This window comes from Flavobacterium frigidum (assembly GCF_048286735.1).
Lineage (GTDB): Bacteria > Bacteroidota > Bacteroidia > Flavobacteriales > Flavobacteriaceae > Flavobacterium.
This window is the reverse complement of record NZ_JBLVPU010000005.1, coordinates 69,092-86,224: the sequence shown is the minus strand read 5'-3', so window position 1 is coordinate 86,224 and position 17,133 is coordinate 69,092. Positions and strand designations below refer to the sequence as shown.

The window sequence follows — 17,133 nt, the reverse complement described above, 5'->3', positions numbered from 1 at the left end:
GGGCTACGGCTGTCAATTCTTAAATAACTTTCAAATATAATTTATCTATCAATCCATTTTCTAAAAATTGCTGTTTTTTGAGCACTTGTAATTACAAATTGTTTTTGACCTCTAATGTAAACCGCCAATCTATCCCCAATATGAGGAGCAATTTTTTCGATAGCATCTATAAAAACAATATCACTTCTATTTATTTTAAAGAAATTTTCAGGATTTAATTGTTGTTCATTTGCAATTAAAGTTCCTGTTAATGGATATTTTTTACCATCAAAATCATGAGCATAAATCAAAACGCCATCTGCCTGAACAAAAGCAATGTCTGTAACTGGCAACAAAAAAATTCCTTTATTTGTTTTTATGGTAAAGCGTTGTTTGTATAAATTTGTAGCTTTTTGATGCAACGATTTTTGTAATAATTGCAAAATATTTGGGTTAATTGTAGCTTCATGTTTATTCTGAAAATTATTAAATTTAGTGATGGCTTTTTCTACCAATTCTTTTGTAAACGGCTTTAACAAATAAGCAATTCCGTTTCCCTCGAAGGCTTTCATTAAAAATTGATCGTAGGCCGTTGTAAAAATTATTGGACAATTAATCGTTTGTTTGTCAAAAAAATTAAAGACATTTCCATCTAATAATTCAATATCCGAAAAAATTAAATCGGGTTGTTCATTGTTGTCAAACCAATTAAAACATTGCGAAATACTATTCAAACTAGCTAGAATATTGCTTTTTAAATGAGTTTCTTTAATGAAATTTTCTAGTTGTTTTACAGCCAATGGTTCGTCTTCAATTATTAGAATATTCATTGTTTAAAAAGTATTAAGTTGGTTGATTAGTGGTAAAACTACTTTGAATTTTTGATTTTTATCGACTGTAATTGACTGATTTGACAACAATTGATATCGTTCATTCAAATTTTGCAAACCAGTCCCTGAAAAATCATTTTGATTAATTTTTGGACGCATTTCATTACTAATAATTATTTCATTTTCATTTATAATAATTGATGTTACAAGAGGATTTTGTTCGTTCCCTTGATTGTGTTTTACAATGTTTTCTAACAAAACTTGCAAACAACACGATGGGACTAGTTTGATCAGTGCATTTTTATTATTTGTAAAAGTTTCAAAAACATAAGCGTTGCCAAACCGTTGATTTAAAAGATATATATAATCCTTGGCAAAACTTAATTCTTCTTGTACTTTAACTACTTCTTCGTCTTTGTGTTTTAGCAAATACCTATAAATTGCCGATAAATATTTCACAAATTCAGTCGCTTGACTAGGGCTAGACTGGATTAATGATTGCAAAACATTAAGATTATTGAACAAAAAATGAGGCGCAATTTGATTGCTCAAAACCTTTAAATTGCTTTCAGCATTGGCTTTTTCGAGATTAAGAATATCTTGCTGCGATGAATAAAATTTTTTCATGGCTAATATTGATAATAAGATTCCATAACTCTGTGCTTGTCGAATAATATTTGAAAATATACTTATTAAATTCCAATGTGGTTTTTGGTTTAAAATCAAGCCATAACCTAATTTATAAAAGATAACTGAAAATATTAAAACTAATATTATCATTAGAATTACAAACCAATATTTTTTATTTTTAAGACTAATTGGTAAAACAAAATAAATCAAAATTAATATAAACCCAGTATCAATTAAAACATTATAAACAGTAGCAAAAATAGTTTGCAAAAGAGTGTAATCATTGAGATATTCGGGAACTATGAACAACAACGCAAAACACCAATAAACTGCAATTATAATATAGTCAGATTTTTCCGGGTTGTCAAAATATTTTGTTAACATGGTCAATTATTTTTTGATTAATTTTCAAAATTATTCTAATAATATTGATTTTTTTAAATCAATATTCAAAATTACATTATTCATCAAAATCTTGAGGTTTGCCACTTCTGTGTTTCCGAAAATTCCATTTAAAGTAAAGTTGCAAATCTGTTCTTCATTTAGATTTTTTAAACTAAAACCGTTAATCTCAATGATTTCATCTCCTAATTTTATGCCTTTTTTATCTGCTTCAGAATTTAAATATACGCTAGAAACTAAAAATTTATTGACGTTATAAGTTGCTGTAAGTCCATAATTTGTTAACGTATTGTTTTTTAATTCAGAAACATTAGCAAGATAAATTTTACTTTCATTCCAATTTAAAACTACTTTAAAATGCTTCAAAAAATCGTTTCCTATTACATTTGTTCCATTTTCATTAAATCTTACAATTTGATTTTGTACTCTTAAATTTCCAATATTTAAATTTTGAACTTTTGAATACAAAGTTTTATTTTTAGAACTATTTCCATAAATACCTATTGCAGATTTCCCTATTTGTTGTATTGTTTTTTGATTTTTAATTTCGTTTACAAAACCAGTTGCTGACAAATTAAAACTAATATTTGCTCCTGTATCAAAAATAACTTTCTGTTCAGTTTTTTTTCCAATTTTAATAGAAACCAACGGGGTTTTTTGTGCTTTAGTAATAAAATTTAAATAAATAGCATTTTTTGAGATTTCTAATTTTTCTTTCGCATCTGTAATTCTAATCTTTTTGCTTTGATAATCAATTTCCCAAATGGCTTTACTCATGAGATTCGCTCCAACTATTCCGTCATATTTTAGGCATTTCATTGTTGCGTTTTGTTGAACATCGAAAACCACCGCTCCAATATTTTCAAAATTTAGATTTCCTATTTTTAAATTTTTAATAGTCACAAAATTTTGCTTTTTAACATTTCCTTGAGAATCTTCAACTTTTGAATTCGCAAGTGATTGCAATTGTAATAAATTAGCAATTTTAGGAGAAATAACCGTTGGCGCTCCAGTATCTAAAAGAAAAATGTATTCTTGACCTTTAATATTGACAGTTACTAATGGAAGTCCGTTATCAAAATTAAAATCAATTTCTTCTATAAAATTGGTTTTATTTACGTTTGCATTTTGTAAGGTATTATTTACTAAATAATTACAACTTGTTAATAATAGTATAATTAAAGTGAAAATTAACTTTGTCATAATAATAACTTTTAATTGTTTTCTGAGACTAAATTATGTTGAAACTAAAAATCTAAACAGCTAAAAATAACCAATACAAGGAAATTTTAATTGAACAAAGGAAAAACAAAATTAATTGAATTTGATTTCTTTACTGTTTGTTTATTTAAATCATGAAAATAGTTTTTGCAACCAAAAATCCCAATAAAATTATTGTAATTCAAAGTATACTTCCAGAAAACGTTCAAAATAGTTAGTTTAGAAAGTATAGGTTGTCTAGAAGATATTCATGAAACATCGGCTTCAATAGAAGTAAATACGATGCAAAAAGTAAATTACATTCCCGAAAATCATGGTTATATTTGTTTTACGGTCGATACTGGTCTTGAAATTAAAGTTTTAAATTACAACCTGGTGTTTTCAGCTAGATATACTTGCAAACAAAGAAATGCTGATGACAGCATGAACAAATTATTACCAATTTAGCAACACACAAAAAAAGTAGGCTTTCAAAATATTCTTTTATCTTTGACTTACTAAAATAAATTTTAAACTTATGTCTAACAATACAAAGGAATTAAAATTAGCCGTCCTTATTGATGCCGACAACGTTCCCTACAGCAATGTAAAAGGTATGATGGAGGAAATAGCCAAATTTGGCACTCCAACTACCAAACGTATTTATGCAGACTGGACTAAACCAAATGCAGGAGGTTGGAAAAGCGTATTACTCGAGCATGCCATTACACCTATACAGCAATACAGTTATACGGTAGGTAAAAATTCATCCGATTCCGCCATGATTATTGACGCTATGGATTTATTATACTCAGATAAAGTAGATGGCTTTTGTATTGTTTCTAGTGATTCTGATTTTACACGTTTAGCAATCAGACTTCGTGAATCTGGAATGAAAGTAATTGGTATTGGTGAACAAAAAACACCAAATTCGTTCATTGTTGCCTGTGACCGATTTGTTTATATCGAAGTTTTAGATGGAGCAATAAAAAAGAAAGAACCAAAAAGAACAGCAACTGATGCTAAAAAGGCCACGCCAAAAAGCCTTAATAAAATAGATTTACAAACGATAGAACTCATCGAATCTACAATTGAAGATATTGGCGATGATAGTGGTTGGGCTTTTCTTGGAGATGTTGGAAATCTAATTGTTAAGAAAAAACCAGAATTTGATCCACGAAATTATGGATTTTCAAAATTGACTCCCATGTTAAAATCGCTTACCGACATTCTAGAAATAGACGAGAGAGATTCTGATAAAAAAGGGATTAAACACGTTTATGTACGATTGCGATTTAGTTAGACAATACCAGTTATCTATATCAGAAACTGTTGTTGACTGATCGTATCAAATTTGGCAACTAGCAATAAATTAAAATCTACAAGTCATACCATTTCAATCCAATAAAAAACCCAAACCATGCAACTCGTTTTCGCTTCAAATAACAAAAATAAAATCTTTGAATTACAAAGTATGCTTCCTGAGAACATAACCATTAGAAGTCTTGAAAGTATTGGTTGTTTTGAAGATATCCCCGAAACTTCCGATACTATTGAAGGGAATGCGATTCTAAAAGCAAATTATGTTACTGAAAAATACGGTTACGAATGTTTTGCTGATGATACTGGACTTGAAATAGATGCTTTGAATGGAGCGCCAGGCGTTTATTCTGCCAGATATGCGGGAGAACAACGCAATGCCGACGATAATATGAATAAAGTTTTAGAAAACTTAGCGGACATAAACAATAGGAAAGCACAATTCAAAACTGTAATAGCACTAAACATAGACGGGAAACAGCATCTTTTTACAGGAATTGCTCCTGGAGAAATAACTTTAGAAAAAATAGGGAATCAGGGCTTTGGTTATGATCCCATTTTTAGACCTCTACAATACCAAGAGACTTTTGCACAATTATCGTTAGACATTAAAAATAAAATCAGCCACAGGGGAAAAGCTACGCAACAGTTAATTGATTTTTTAAAATTAAATAGATAAACAACAATCAATACAACATTTTGATTACAAAAAAACAACTTTAGCAACACTATTTTAGACTAAAATTTGAAATCAAAATAAACAATTCCTAAATATAAAATATAACTTTCTGACAATCAAACGGTAATAAATTATTAAATCTTAAAATAGCATTAGTTTATATCGATTATTAACAGTAATTTTGCACCCTATTTTAAAAATACATATGAATAAATTTGAACAATTAGGATTGAGTGAATCGTTACTGAAGGCGATTTTAGATCTAGGATTTGAAAATCCGACCGAAGTACAGGAGAAAGCGATTCCCCTATTATTGGAAAAAGACACAGATATGGTTGCGTTGGCTCAGACAGGGACAGGGAAAACGGCAGCATTTGGTTTTCCAGTTATTCAGAAAATTGATGCCAACAACAGGAATACACAAGCATTAATTTTATCTCCAACACGCGAACTTTGTTTGCAGATTACCAACGAAATTAAAAACTACTCTAAATACGAAAAAGGTATTAATGTGGTAGCAGTTTACGGTGGTGCTAGCATTACAGAACAAGCGAGAGACATAAAGAGAGGCGCGCAAATTATTGTGGCAACTCCAGGAAGAATGCAAGACATGATTAATAGAGGATTGGTAAACATCTCTCAAATCAGCTTTTGTATCCTTGACGAAGCTGACGAAATGTTGAACATGGGTTTCTACGAAGATATCGTAAACATCCTATCAACTACGCCAGACGAAAAAAACACATGGTTATTCTCTGCAACAATGCCTGCTGAAGTAGCACGTATTGGAAAACAATTCATGAAAGATCCAATTGAAATTACAGTTGGAACTAAAAATTCAGGTTCAGCTACCGTATCTCACGAATTTTACTTAGTAAATGCTCGTGACCGTTATGAAGCTTTGAAACGTTTAGCCGATTCTAATCCAGACATTTTCTCAGTAGTTTTTTGTAGAACTAAACGTGATACACAAGCTGTTGCCGAAAAATTAATTGAAGATGGATACAGCGCTGCTGCCTTGCATGGAGATTTATCTCAGGCGCAACGTGATGGTGTAATGAAATCTTTTAGAGGTAGACAAATCCAAATGCTTGTTGCAACTGATGTAGCAGCCCGTGGAATTGATGTTGACAATATTACTCACGTTGTAAATTACCAACTTCCTGACGAAATTGAAACGTACAATCACCGTTCTGGTCGTACGGGACGTGCAGGAAAATTGGGGACATCAATCGTAATTGTAACAAAAAGTGAATTGCGTAAGATTTCTTCAATAGAAAGAATTATCAAACAAAAATTCGAAGAGAAAACAATCCCATCTGGAATTGAAATCTGTGAAATCCAATTGTTGCACTTAGCAACTAAAATTAAAGACACAGAGGTTGATCACGAAATTGACACATACCTTCCTGCAATTAACAGTGTACTTGAAGATTTATCGAAAGAAGAATTAATCAAGAAAATGGTATCGGTTGAATTCAATCGTTTTATCAATTACTATAAGAAAAACAGAGACATCTCTAATCAAACTTCAGGTTCTGAAAGACGTGAACGTGATGACAGAGATGGTGCTCCAAGAGAAAACAACAATGGTGGTGCAACGAGATATTTTGTAAACATAGGTTCAAGAGATAACTTTGATTGGATGTCATTGAAAGATTACTTGAAAGAAACATTGGACTTAGGTCGTGATGACGTTTTCAAAGTAGATGTAAAAGAAGGCTTCTCTTTCTTTAACACTGATCCAGAACATACCGATAAAGTAATGGAAATATTGAACAACGTACAATTAGAAGGACGTAGAATCAATGTTGAAATTTCTAAAAATGACGGTGGTGGAAGACGTGATCATAACGGAAGAAGCTCAGGCGGAAGTTTTGGAGGCGGAAGAAGTTCAGCTCCAAGAAAAGAAGGAAGCTTTGCTCCAAGACGTGAAGGTTCTGGTGGAGGATTTAGAAGCGACAGAAGTTCAGCACCAAGAGAAGGTGGTTTTGGACCAAGAAGCTCATCAGCTCCAAGAAGAGAAGGTGGTTTTACATCAGACAGACCAAGAACAGAAGGTTCATCTGATAGAGCACCAAGACGTTCAGAAAACTTTGGTGACACACCAAGACCAAGAAGACCAAGAAGAGACTAACGTTTAGTTAATTTTCTTATAATTATACTGGAACTACAAAATATTTAATCTTGATTTATTACTTTTAAAGTCTTAAATTAATGTATGAAATATTTTGTAGTTTTTTTATTTTTACTGTTGTCCATAACAGTACATGCCCAAATTCAAGAAGCGTCCCATAAAGTTGACGGTTTGATTTTAAGCAATACAACAAAGCAACCGTTATCTAGTGTTAATATCATAAATGTGAATAAGGTACGCGGTGCTACTACCAATTCTAATGGGTATTTTGAAATCGATGTACAAGTAAATGACACCCTGCACATTACCAGCCTTGGTTTTCAATCTTTGCGGGTACGCGTGACAAACGACTGGATAAAAAACAAAAGCACCAAAATTCAACTTACTGAAAAAGCTATTGCGCTGGAAGAAGTAGTAATTAGACCTTTTAATCTTACCGGTTATCTTGAAGTAGACACTAAAATAATCCCTGTGAAAGAAAACTATCGCTACAGTATTTCTGGTTTGACGCAAGGGTATGAAGCGGGTGCATATTCGCCCAATGCCTTTGGAAAAGTTCTTGGCTCCATATTTAATCCGGCAGATATGTTGTATAATTTTTTTGGTAACAAGCCAAAAGAACTAAAGAAACTTAAAGAAATGAAGAAGGATGACACAGTCCGTAATCTTCTGGAATCAAAATTTGACAGGGAAACGATTGCCGTACTTTTAGGTATTGACAAAAATGAAATACCTGAAATTTTGCAACGTTGCAACTACTCTGAATCGTTCATAAAAACAGCAAATGATCTTCAAATCATGGACGCAATAAGCGGATGTTATGAAGAATACAAAGTACTGAAAAAGAAATAAATACAAAAAATTGTATGTTACGAAACCCTCAATTCCGAAAGCAGTTGGGGATTTTTTAAGATAATATTTAAAAACAAATCAAAAATATTATTTATATTTACTTAGATCAAAAGTTAAACAAAACTAAAAACCGATATCATGGCAAAAAGTCAAGACGCTAAAAAAACAGCAAAAAAAGAACCGTTAAAAACGGCTAAAGAAAAAAAAGAAGAAAAAAGAGATAAAAAGAACAGTCCTAAAAGAGACTAAAAATTAGTGTTCAGTATTCAAATTATAGTGTTCAGTTTCGCTTGTTACTGAACACTATTTTTTTTTGATACTGAACACTGAATACTATTTCACTGGAATATTAGCTAAAATCTCTAATACAAATTTCCAGAATTTCTGAGAAGAAGAAATACTTGCTCTTTCATCAGGGGAATGTGCACCGTGAATCGTTGGTCCAAAAGAAATCATGTCCATTTCTGGATAATTCGTTCCTAGAATTCCACATTCTAATCCTGCGTGACACGCCACTACTTTTGGTTTTTCGCCGTTTTGTTTTTCATAAATTGGCACTAAAACATCTAAAATCTCTGAATTAGAATTTGGTGTCCAACCCGGATAGGAACCCGAAAATTCCACTTCGCAGCCCATTAATTCAAAAGCAGAACGCAACCCATTAGCCAAATCAAATTTTGAAGTTTCAACCGAAGAACGTGTTAAACATTGTACTGAAAGTTGTCCTTCGCCAACAATTACTTTTGCAATATTGTTTGATGTTTCCACCAAATTATCAAAATCAGCACTCATTCTATAAACGCCATTATGAGCTGTGTACATTGCTCTTACAAAGTAAAACTGCGCAATTGAAGGCATTACTTTAGCAGGAGTTGCATCCATTTTTTCAAAAACAACTTCTAAAGATGGTTCTGTTGTTTTTAACTCCGTTTTGATTTCGTTTACAATTTGCTGCATGTCAAAAACAAAAGCTTCGTCATACACTTCAGCAATAATTACTTTTGCCTGACTTTCTCTCGGAATCGCGTTGCGTAAACTCCCGCCTTTTATTTCCGAGATCTGCAAACCAAAATTATCAAAACCATCAAATAACAAGCGGTTCATAATTTTATTAGCATTACCCAACCCTTTATGAATATCCATTCCGGAATGCCCGCCTTTCAAGCCTTTTACGGTGATCGTATATCCTACAGATCCTTCTGGAGTTTCCTCTTCATCATACTCCGCAGTGGCCGTAACATCAATTCCTCCTGCGCAACCTATGTCTATTTCATCGTCTTCTTCAGTATCCATGTTCAACAAGATTTGTCCTTGCAAAACATCTCCTTTTAAGTTCAATGCACCCGTCATTCCGGTCTCTTCATCAATAGTAAACAAAGCTTCTATCGCAGGATGCGGTATATCAGTACTTTCTAAAATTGCCATGATAGCCGCAACTCCAAGACCGTTATCAGCACCAAGAGTGGTTCCGCGAGCACGAACCCAATCTCCATCAACATACATATCGATTCCTTGTGTTTCAAAATCAAATACAGTATCCGAATTTTTTTGATGCACCATATCCAAATGTCCTTGAAGCACAATTGCTTTTCGGTTTTCCATCCCAGCCGTTGCAGGTTTACGGATAATTACATTGCGAATTTCATCTTCAAAAGTTTCTAATCCAAGGCTTTCGCCAAAGTTTTTCATAAACGCAATTACTCGATCTTCTTTTTTAGAAGGTCGCGGTACAGCATTTAAATCGGCAAACTTATTCCAAAGCGCTTTTGGTTCCAGATTTCTTATTTCTTGACTCATTTATTAATATTTGAGGTTTTATATTTACAAAGCTCAAAGTTACAAAGTTTAAATTCTTTATTGATACTAATTGATATTGTAATTATATTTACAAGACTAAAATTCAACTTGTGCGAACAAAATATATTCTTTCTATCCTACTTTTTGTCCAGATACTAGTCCTACAAGTCCTCCCTTATTTTCCGTTACAAGTGGAACAATTTTATAGCAACGGTTTCTATCCAATAGTTTCACAATTTTCCAGATTAATGATAGGTCGTATTCCATTTTCTCTAGGCGATTTAATTTATGTTGTTGTCATCGCCTTCATTTTGAAATGGTTTTGGAACCAACGAAAATCGTGGAAATTAGAATGGAAAAGCAATATGTTATCGCTGTTAAGTTTTGTTTCGGTATTCTATTTTTTGTTTCATTCGCTGTGGGCTTTGAATTATTACCGCCAACCGCTTTTTGAAAAAATGGAAATTAAAAAAGACTATTCTGATGCTGATTTATTGGCTTTTACCAAAAAGTTAATCACTAAAACAAACGCCATTCAAAAACAACTTGCAAAAAATGATAATTTGAAAGTAGTATTTCCTTACTCCCAAAATCAAGTTTTTAAGATGAATTTAAATGGATACAAAAAACTAGCTGAAGAACATTCGTATTTCACCTACACCCATTTAAGCGTTAAAAAATCACTGATCAGTTTGCCCTTGACCTATATGGGTTTTGGCGGCTATTTGAATCCGTTTACTAATGAAGCACAGGTTAATTATTTGGGCCCAATGTATAGTTTCCCAATGACTGCTAATCATGAAATGGCGCACCAAATGGGTTATGCTAGTGAAAGTGAATGCAATTTTATTGGCTTTCTGGCTTCTGTAAAAAACGATAATTTACACATCCAATATTCAGGTTACAGCATGGCTTTGCGGTATTGTTTAAGCAATTGGCAAGCCAAAGACGAGGCTATTTTTAAGCAATTATTAAAAACAGTTCATCCCGGAATTTTAAAAAACTACAAGGAAAGCGAGCAGTTCTGGAAGCAATACGACACAATTATCGATAAAGGTTTCCATGCTTTTTACGACCAATTCTTGAAAGTAAACCAACAAAAAGACGGTATGGAAGGCTACAGCAAATTTGTGAATTTGATGGTGAATTATTACAAGGGAAAAGAGTTGTGATTTAATATCTTTCATCAGTAGAGATAAAAGAGAAAACATCATTTTTAAAGGATAACCCTTTTAATTTTAAGCTATAACGTTTAAAACCTTTTTCATCAATTTGTATGTTTTGAAGGTAAACTTTCTCTACAAATTTTTCTGAACTAATAATTTTTAAAAATTGTCTAAATGAATCTAATAATTTTTCATCTGTTAGATACTCAATATTTAAAAAATAATTATTTATCTTATTTATATCAAATATTTTTTCTTTGAAAAATTTATTATTCAGAAATAATGGCCCTAAAATTATCTTTTTTAAACACTCCCCATTATAATTTATTTTTCTTTTCTCAGTCTTTAAATTATCTTCATGATATTCAGAAAATCGTAGAGGATCTTTTGCTATTCCCATACTGCCTTTTCTTAATAAAATTCTCCATTCTTTTTCATATGTCCAAACATCATCTTTGATACTTGTCATATATAATGTTGGAACTAAATCAATTATATCATGTTTCGTAATAAGCTTTGAATTATAAGTATCCGAAACATCGATTGTTTGTTTCTTAATATATTTTACATTTTTAAAATAATCTATTCTAGCAACTTTTTTATCATAGTTCATAGGATAAATAAAAATATTATTTTTAGCATAAACATCATTCAAATGTTTTTCCAATTTAGCAACATCTAATTCAAGTACAAAACCTGATTCATTAGCATAATGAGCCATCATTAATGTATCGTATTTGTTTTCAGATAAAGAAAGTGTCCCTTTATTAGAAAATTTATCGTAATTAATTAATATTGACATTTCCTCAAAATTATTAGACTTTGCCTCTTCAAAGCTTGGTATTGTACTTTTTTCAATGCGCCCTTCATAAGTTTTTGAAAGATATTTCATTATGCCATTATACTTTTCTTCATCACAATTACTGAAATCAAGTAAAAATTTTGTTGAATCAATTAAATCATTCAACATTTCTGGATGTGAGAAAAATAAAAATTCATTTACTACACAATCAAAAGAATTTTTATTTAATGAATAGTACTTATATAATTCATTAGGTAAAATTCTATCCGAAGGATATTCAATTCCTTTTTCAGTATATTTAAATTTATTGTATTTAAAAGGGTTCTTCTTTTTCATATTTATATCACTACACACCTACAAGGTTTTGGGAACCTTGCAGGATATAATTACATTTCATCACTCGTAAAAGTGGTAAAACTTTTCTTTTTGTAAGGCCTAATGATTAATCTTCCTTCACGATCAAAACGAATGTAATTATATACCCAATTCAGGAATACGACAGCTTTATTTTTGAATCCAATAAGGGAAAACAAGTGAACAAACATCCAGACAAACCATGCAAAAACACCACTGAAATGGTATTTTGGCAAATCGACAACCGCTTTATTTCTTCCAATGGTTGCCATAGAACCTTTGTCATTGTATTCAAAAGCTTGCATGGATTTATTTTCAATTAATTTCACTACGTTTTCACCCAATAATTCGCCTTGTTGCATAGCTGGTTGCGCCATCATGGGATGTCCCTGCGGATAAGTTTCAGATTCCATGGAAGCAATGTCTCCTACTGCAAAAATGTTTTTGTAGCCTACTACTTGACTGAATTCATTGACACGTATGCGTTCTACTTTTTCAACTAAAGAGTTACCATCCAATCCTGCAACAAGAGCCCCTTGAACGCCTGCTGTCCAGATTACCGTTGCGGTTTCAAAAGTCAAATCGGAATTTGTGGTAATGGTTCGGCCATCATAATTTGTTACACGGACGTTTTTCCAGATTTTCACACCCAAACTGGTTAGAAATTCTTCGGCAGCTTGAGAGGATTTCTCACTCATGGTATTCAGGATTCTGTCGCCACTTTGAATCAAATTTATTTGCATTGTGGTAATATCAAGATCGGGATAATCTTTTTGCAGAATGGCTTTTTTCATTTCGGCCAAAGCTCCTGCAAGCTCTACTCCTGTTGGTCCGCCACCTACGAGTACAAAATTTATGAGACTGTTTTGTTCGGCTACATCGGTAGTTAAAACGGCTTGTTCAAAATTTTCAAGAATCAGACTCCTAATATTGAGCGACTGCGGTATGGTTTTCATGGCCATGCTATTACGCTCAATTTCCTTATTGCCGAAATAATTAGTTTTAGAACCGGTAGCAATAACGAGGTAATCGAAACTTAATTCGCCAATCTCGGCAATTATTTTTTGGTTTTTAGTGTCTATTTCTTGGACATTAGTAAGCCTAAAATAAAATTCATCATATTCTTGAATCACTTTACGGATTGGGTAGGCTATGGAACCGGCTTCGAGTCCGCCTGTGGCTACTTGATATAATAAAGGCTGAAAAGTATGGTAATTATGTTTGTCTAAAAGCACTACTTGTACTTTTTTATTTTTTAATTTTTTGGCTAATGCAATTCCTGCAAACCCGCCTCCGATAATAACTATTCTAGGTAAAGTTGAATTTGGGATGTTCATTTTTTATAGGTTGAGCATTGTTGTTTCAAAGATACAATGTTTTCCTCTGTTGAAATTCATCCAATAGTTTTGAAATTTTTGTTTTTTTTGAAAAAGTCTTCAGAAAAATACCCGTGTAAAATAGCCCCGATGGCAATGGAAATCCTTTATTTTTTTTGATTTTCAAAAAAAATAAAGATTCTAATGTACAGCGGGACTGGTTTGAATGAAGAAAAAAAAGTTTGTGCTCCTGATGGCTTCGCACCAAGTAAAACTGAATATGAAAATAATCAATTTAGCGTTTACTTTGTAACAAAATCTACTATTGAAATACTAACGTATATATGAGTACGGACCTAGAACAAACTTTTGTCAAGCAATTGCAAGAAAATCAGAATATAATCCACAAGATTTGTAGGTTATATACTAATGGTGACGATGCGCATAAGGATTTGTTTCAGGAAATTACGATTCAATTATGGAAAGCTTTCCCAAAATTTAGAGGCGAAAGTAAATTTTCGACTTGGGCCTATCGAGTCGCGCTGAATACGGCGATTACTTTGTACCGAAAAACCAAACGATCGATAAATACAGTTGAATTTGAGGGTCGACAACATTTCCTGAATGATGTAGAATACGATTATGAAGAGGAAGAACAATTAAAATTAATGTACAAAGCTGTTTACCAGCTGAATGACATTGAAAAGGCATTAATATTTATGTACCTTGAAGATAAGGATTATCAAGAAATATCAGAAACTTTAGGAATTAGCGAAGTAAATGCAAGAGTGAAAATGAATAGAATAAAAGGGAAATTAAAGAAAATTTTAAATCCAATGGGAATATGAAAGAGCTGGATTTATTAAAAAAAGATTGGCAAAAGAGTGATAATTCTTTTAATCAAATATCGGAAACCGAGATTTATAAAATGATTCATAAAAAATCATCTTCGATTGTGAAGTGGATTTTGATAATAAGCATTTTAGAAGTTTTATTGTGGACAACACTTAACGTATGTTTTAGCAGTGATGAATATTTTAAGAAAATGAATCATGATGAAATCATTCTTTACATAGATATTTTCAGCTATTTCGGTTATGGAGTAATGTTGGTTTTTATTTATTTTTTCTATAAAAATTATATAACTATCACGACAACCGTTTCCACTAAGCAGTTACTTAAAGATATTCTAAAAACTCGAAGAACGGTTCAATATTATGTTTGGTATAATCTTGGAATGATTGTAATTAGTTTTATAATTGCTTCTGCAATTGCTTTCTCCTACAATCCTGAAACTATTGCTTTAACTGAAAAAATTGCCCATAACGGAAAAGCTATCGCAATAACAATAGTAAGCATTCTAATTGCTTTTATGATGTTTTTTGGTTTTTTCTGGTTGTTTTACAGATTATTATACGGAATCCTACTTCGTCGATTGTATGCCAATTACAAAGAATTAAAGAAAATCGATCTTTAGTGTAAAAAAAAAGTCTTAAAATTCAAAATCATTCAATTTTAAGACTTTTTTTTTAGAATTATATTTTTAATACTCCCATTTTCTTAATTTATTCAATTCCTCTTGTTCTTTAATTTCTTCAGCTGGAATAACTTTTAGAAATGAAGCATGTTGCTCTATTGCATATTCTACTTTTTCTACAATTTCTTCAATGGTATCGTTATCGTAATCAATGTCCAGCGGTTCTTTAATGATAAAAGATTGTAGGATTCCTTTCTTCTTCATGCGTAGTCCTTTTTTATCAAACGAACGGCGAAAACCATCGATAACAATTGGGACAACAATAGGCCGGTGTTGTTTTATAATATGCGCTGTTCCCTTGCGAACGGGCTTAAAAGACTTAGTCGTCCCTTGTGGAAATGTAATAACCCAACCATCTGCCAGCGCAATTTTGATATTCTCCGTATCGTTTGGATTGATATCTTTTTTCTCCTTGACATCAACACCTTTGGCGCGCCAAGTCCGTTCTACAGAAATCGCACCTGCGTATGCCAAAATACGTGGCAAAAAACCAGCTTGCATCGTTTCCTTAGCGGCTACATAATAAATATTCATTTTAGGTTGCCACAAATAGCAAACATTCTTGATAGTATCATCGCGACCACTTAAGCTTGCATTAAAAACATGAAACATCGCAACAACATCAGCAAAATAAGTTTGGTGATTGGAAATAAAAAGTACATTCGTGTCTGGTAAATTTCTAATAATCTCCGAACCTTCGATTTGCAATTCATTAAATCCTCTATACCGTCTGTGCGTTACAACTCCGAAGATTCGGATGAGCCATTTTTTTATAAATAATAGGTGTCCGAAAGGATTTCTCTTCAACAATCCCATAAAATTGTGTGTTTTTTTGTGAATTTGGTCTACAAATCTACGAAAATTATATTTGAAGTTTAGGACTCAATCATAACGTTATTATAATAAAACTATAGACCTAATGCTTTTTTTACTCAAGTATTCCTATTTTCGAATTAGCACCTCGTTTACCACCTCTTTTAACTCACTCATTATCATTGCCGTTGCTCCCCAAACAATATGTTCCTCAATTTTGAAAGCCGGAATACTGATGTTATCAGCGTATGATGTGGACATATTTGTGTCTACTACAAGCGCATCATCTAAAAAAACAGATAAAGGTAATTCTATAATATGTGCCACTTCAGAAGGCTGTGGTGTAAAAACCAATTCTTCCTGACTAATACCCAAAAAAGGATACACCATGAAATTGCTAGGCGGAATATACAATTCAGTAAATGGTTTTAGAATTTCAATTTTATTAGGATGTATTCCTATTTCCTCATGCGTTTCCCGCAATGCTGTTTGAGCAAAATTTTCGTCTTCTAATTCGTATTTTCCACCTGGAAATGCTATTTGAGCAGAATGAACCCCTTCATAGGAATTCCGGACTATTAATACCAAATGTGTTATTTCATTTTTAGGATAAAAAAGCATCATTACTGCGGCTGTTCTTGGCTTTTTATTATCATGATTACAACTTTTCAAGCTATCTAATCGTTCTAGTGGAGCCATTTTTACATGTGCATCAAAAGCTGGAAGCTTTGCGTCAATTAATTTAGGAACATACTGTAAAAATTCTTGAAAATCCATAATCAAAGTCTATTTTTGCATTTTAAATAGCATATAAATATAGTTTAGAAAATACATTTTCGCAAGTTTTTCTAAAACCAAAAAGTTATCACAAATGTACAGTAAAGAAGAAACACAGCGATTAAAAAGAGAATTCTGGATAGAATTTGCAGAAAAATATCCCAGAAAATGGGTTCTATACGACACTAAAATAAAAGATTTTTCTTTTAAATTTTATGTTGACAATAAGAAAGCGCAAGTGTTAATCGATATTGAGCATCGCAACGACGAAAAAAGAATTGCTTATTTTGAAAAACTCGAAGCGTTAAAAAACATTTTGCAAGAAGAATTTATCAAAGATTTAGTTTTCGAAAAAGAACATACACTAGAAAGCGGCAAAACAATTAGCAGAATTTGGGTTGAAAAACTAGGAGTCGGAGTTAGTAATCGCAATTACTGGGATGAAATATTTGCCTTTTATTATGAAAAAATGAATGCTCTGGAATTGTTTTATTTAGAGTATGATGATTTTATAAAAGATATTGAAAAGCTTTAAATTACAA

17 protein-coding genes are annotated in these 17,133 nt (G+C 32.0%); 9 read left to right on the top strand and 8 right to left on the bottom strand.

The annotated features are described in order from the left end of the window. Nucleotides 1–41: 41 nt before the first annotated feature. The 3 genes from ACNQGO_RS04740 to ACNQGO_RS04730 are packed head-to-tail and all read right to left on the bottom strand — an operon-like array spanning nucleotide 42 to nucleotide 3,044. On the bottom strand, nucleotides 42–809 hold the full coding sequence (locus ACNQGO_RS04740; protein ID WP_417947503.1) for a LytR/AlgR family response regulator transcription factor: 768 nt from the start codon (nucleotides 807–809) through the stop codon (nucleotides 42–44). Between the two features lie 3 nt (nucleotides 810–812). Further along, complete coding sequence (locus ACNQGO_RS04735; RefSeq protein WP_417947502.1) at nucleotides 813–1,823, bottom strand: sensor histidine kinase; 1,011 nt, start codon at nucleotides 1,821–1,823, stop codon at nucleotides 813–815. A 30-nt stretch (nucleotides 1,824–1,853) separates the two neighbouring features. After that, the gene (locus ACNQGO_RS04730; RefSeq protein WP_417947501.1) at nucleotides 1,854–3,044 is read right to left on the bottom strand and encodes an aspartyl protease family protein; all 1,191 of its coding nucleotides are present in this window, start codon (nucleotides 3,042–3,044) and stop codon (nucleotides 1,854–1,856) included. A gap of 228 nt (nucleotides 3,045–3,272) precedes the next feature. Here ACNQGO_RS04730 and ACNQGO_RS04725 point away from each other — a divergent pair, with 228 nt between their 5' ends. From ACNQGO_RS04725 to ACNQGO_RS04705, 5 genes are all read left to right on the top strand, one after another. Further along, on the top strand, nucleotides 3,273–3,509 hold the full coding sequence (locus tag ACNQGO_RS04725; RefSeq protein ID WP_417984508.1) for a non-canonical purine NTP pyrophosphatase: 237 nt from the start codon (nucleotides 3,273–3,275) through the stop codon (nucleotides 3,507–3,509). 70 nt (nucleotides 3,510–3,579) lie between these two features. Further along, nucleotides 3,580–4,344 carry an NYN domain-containing protein gene (locus ACNQGO_RS04720; RefSeq protein WP_309755000.1) on the top strand — a complete coding sequence of 255 codons (765 nt, stop codon included), beginning with the start codon at nucleotides 3,580–3,582 and terminating at the stop codon, nucleotides 4,342–4,344. Nucleotides 4,345–4,461: 117 nt separating this feature from the next. After that, a complete protein-coding gene (locus tag ACNQGO_RS04715; protein ID WP_417984443.1) occupies nucleotides 4,462–5,040 on the top strand; it encodes a non-canonical purine NTP diphosphatase in 579 nt (192 codons plus the stop codon). A gap of 205 nt (nucleotides 5,041–5,245) precedes the next feature. Further along, on the top strand, nucleotides 5,246–7,177 hold the full coding sequence (locus ACNQGO_RS04710) for a DEAD/DEAH box helicase (protein ID WP_417984441.1): 1,932 nt from the start codon (nucleotides 5,246–5,248) through the stop codon (nucleotides 7,175–7,177). A gap of 84 nt (nucleotides 7,178–7,261) precedes the next feature. Beyond that, entirely contained in the window at nucleotides 7,262–8,029 is a 768-nt protein-coding gene (locus ACNQGO_RS04705; protein WP_309755009.1) for a carboxypeptidase-like regulatory domain-containing protein, read from the top strand. Between the two features lie 333 nt (nucleotides 8,030–8,362). On the opposite strand, the gene ACNQGO_RS04700 is transcribed toward ACNQGO_RS04705, so the two are convergent. After that, nucleotides 8,363–9,826, bottom strand: coding sequence for an aminoacyl-histidine dipeptidase (locus tag ACNQGO_RS04700; protein WP_417984439.1), 1,464 nt, complete (start codon nucleotides 9,824–9,826; stop codon nucleotides 8,363–8,365). Between the two features lie 110 nt (nucleotides 9,827–9,936). On the opposite strand from ACNQGO_RS04700, the gene ACNQGO_RS04695 reads away from it, so the two are divergent. Further along, on the top strand, nucleotides 9,937–10,998 hold the full coding sequence (locus ACNQGO_RS04695) for a DUF3810 domain-containing protein (protein ID WP_417984437.1): 1,062 nt from the start codon (nucleotides 9,937–9,939) through the stop codon (nucleotides 10,996–10,998). Nucleotide 10,999: 1 nt separating this feature from the next. Here the strand turns inward: ACNQGO_RS04695 and ACNQGO_RS04690 are convergent, their stop codons facing one another. Both ACNQGO_RS04690 and ACNQGO_RS04685 read right to left on the bottom strand, forming a co-directional pair. Next, nucleotides 11,000–12,130: a DUF2971 domain-containing protein gene (locus tag ACNQGO_RS04690; RefSeq protein WP_417984435.1), complete on the bottom strand. Its 1,131-nt coding sequence runs from the start codon at nucleotides 12,128–12,130 to the stop codon at nucleotides 11,000–11,002. Nucleotides 12,131–12,180: 50 nt separating this feature from the next. After that, nucleotides 12,181–13,485 (bottom strand): NAD(P)/FAD-dependent oxidoreductase, encoded by a 1,305-nt coding sequence (locus ACNQGO_RS04685; protein WP_417984433.1) that lies wholly within the window; start codon nucleotides 13,483–13,485, stop codon nucleotides 12,181–12,183. Between the two features lie 323 nt (nucleotides 13,486–13,808). On the opposite strand from ACNQGO_RS04685, the gene ACNQGO_RS04680 reads away from it, so the two are divergent. Beyond that, entirely contained in the window at nucleotides 13,809–14,312 is a 504-nt protein-coding gene (locus ACNQGO_RS04680; RefSeq protein ID WP_309758835.1) for an RNA polymerase sigma factor, read from the top strand. Then, nucleotides 14,309–14,941 carry a hypothetical protein gene (locus ACNQGO_RS04675; RefSeq protein WP_417984431.1) on the top strand — a complete coding sequence of 211 codons (633 nt, stop codon included), beginning with the start codon at nucleotides 14,309–14,311 and terminating at the stop codon, nucleotides 14,939–14,941. Before ACNQGO_RS04680 ends, ACNQGO_RS04675 begins: the two co-directional genes overlap by 4 nt. 66 nt (nucleotides 14,942–15,007) lie before the next feature. Here the strand turns inward: ACNQGO_RS04675 and ACNQGO_RS04670 are convergent, their stop codons facing one another. Together ACNQGO_RS04670 and ACNQGO_RS04665 are read right to left on the bottom strand one after the other, a co-directional pair. Then, nucleotides 15,008–15,817, bottom strand: coding sequence for a 1-acyl-sn-glycerol-3-phosphate acyltransferase (locus ACNQGO_RS04670; RefSeq protein WP_417968699.1), 810 nt, complete (start codon nucleotides 15,815–15,817; stop codon nucleotides 15,008–15,010). Between the two features lie 126 nt (nucleotides 15,818–15,943). Continuing rightward, nucleotides 15,944–16,591: an NUDIX hydrolase gene (locus ACNQGO_RS04665; protein WP_417984429.1), complete on the bottom strand. Its 648-nt coding sequence runs from the start codon at nucleotides 16,589–16,591 to the stop codon at nucleotides 15,944–15,946. Between the two features lie 94 nt (nucleotides 16,592–16,685). On the opposite strand from ACNQGO_RS04665, the gene ACNQGO_RS04660 reads away from it, so the two are divergent. After that, nucleotides 16,686–17,126 (top strand): DUF4268 domain-containing protein, encoded by a 441-nt coding sequence (locus tag ACNQGO_RS04660; protein WP_417984427.1) that lies wholly within the window; start codon nucleotides 16,686–16,688, stop codon nucleotides 17,124–17,126. Nucleotides 17,127–17,133 lie beyond the last annotated feature (7 nt).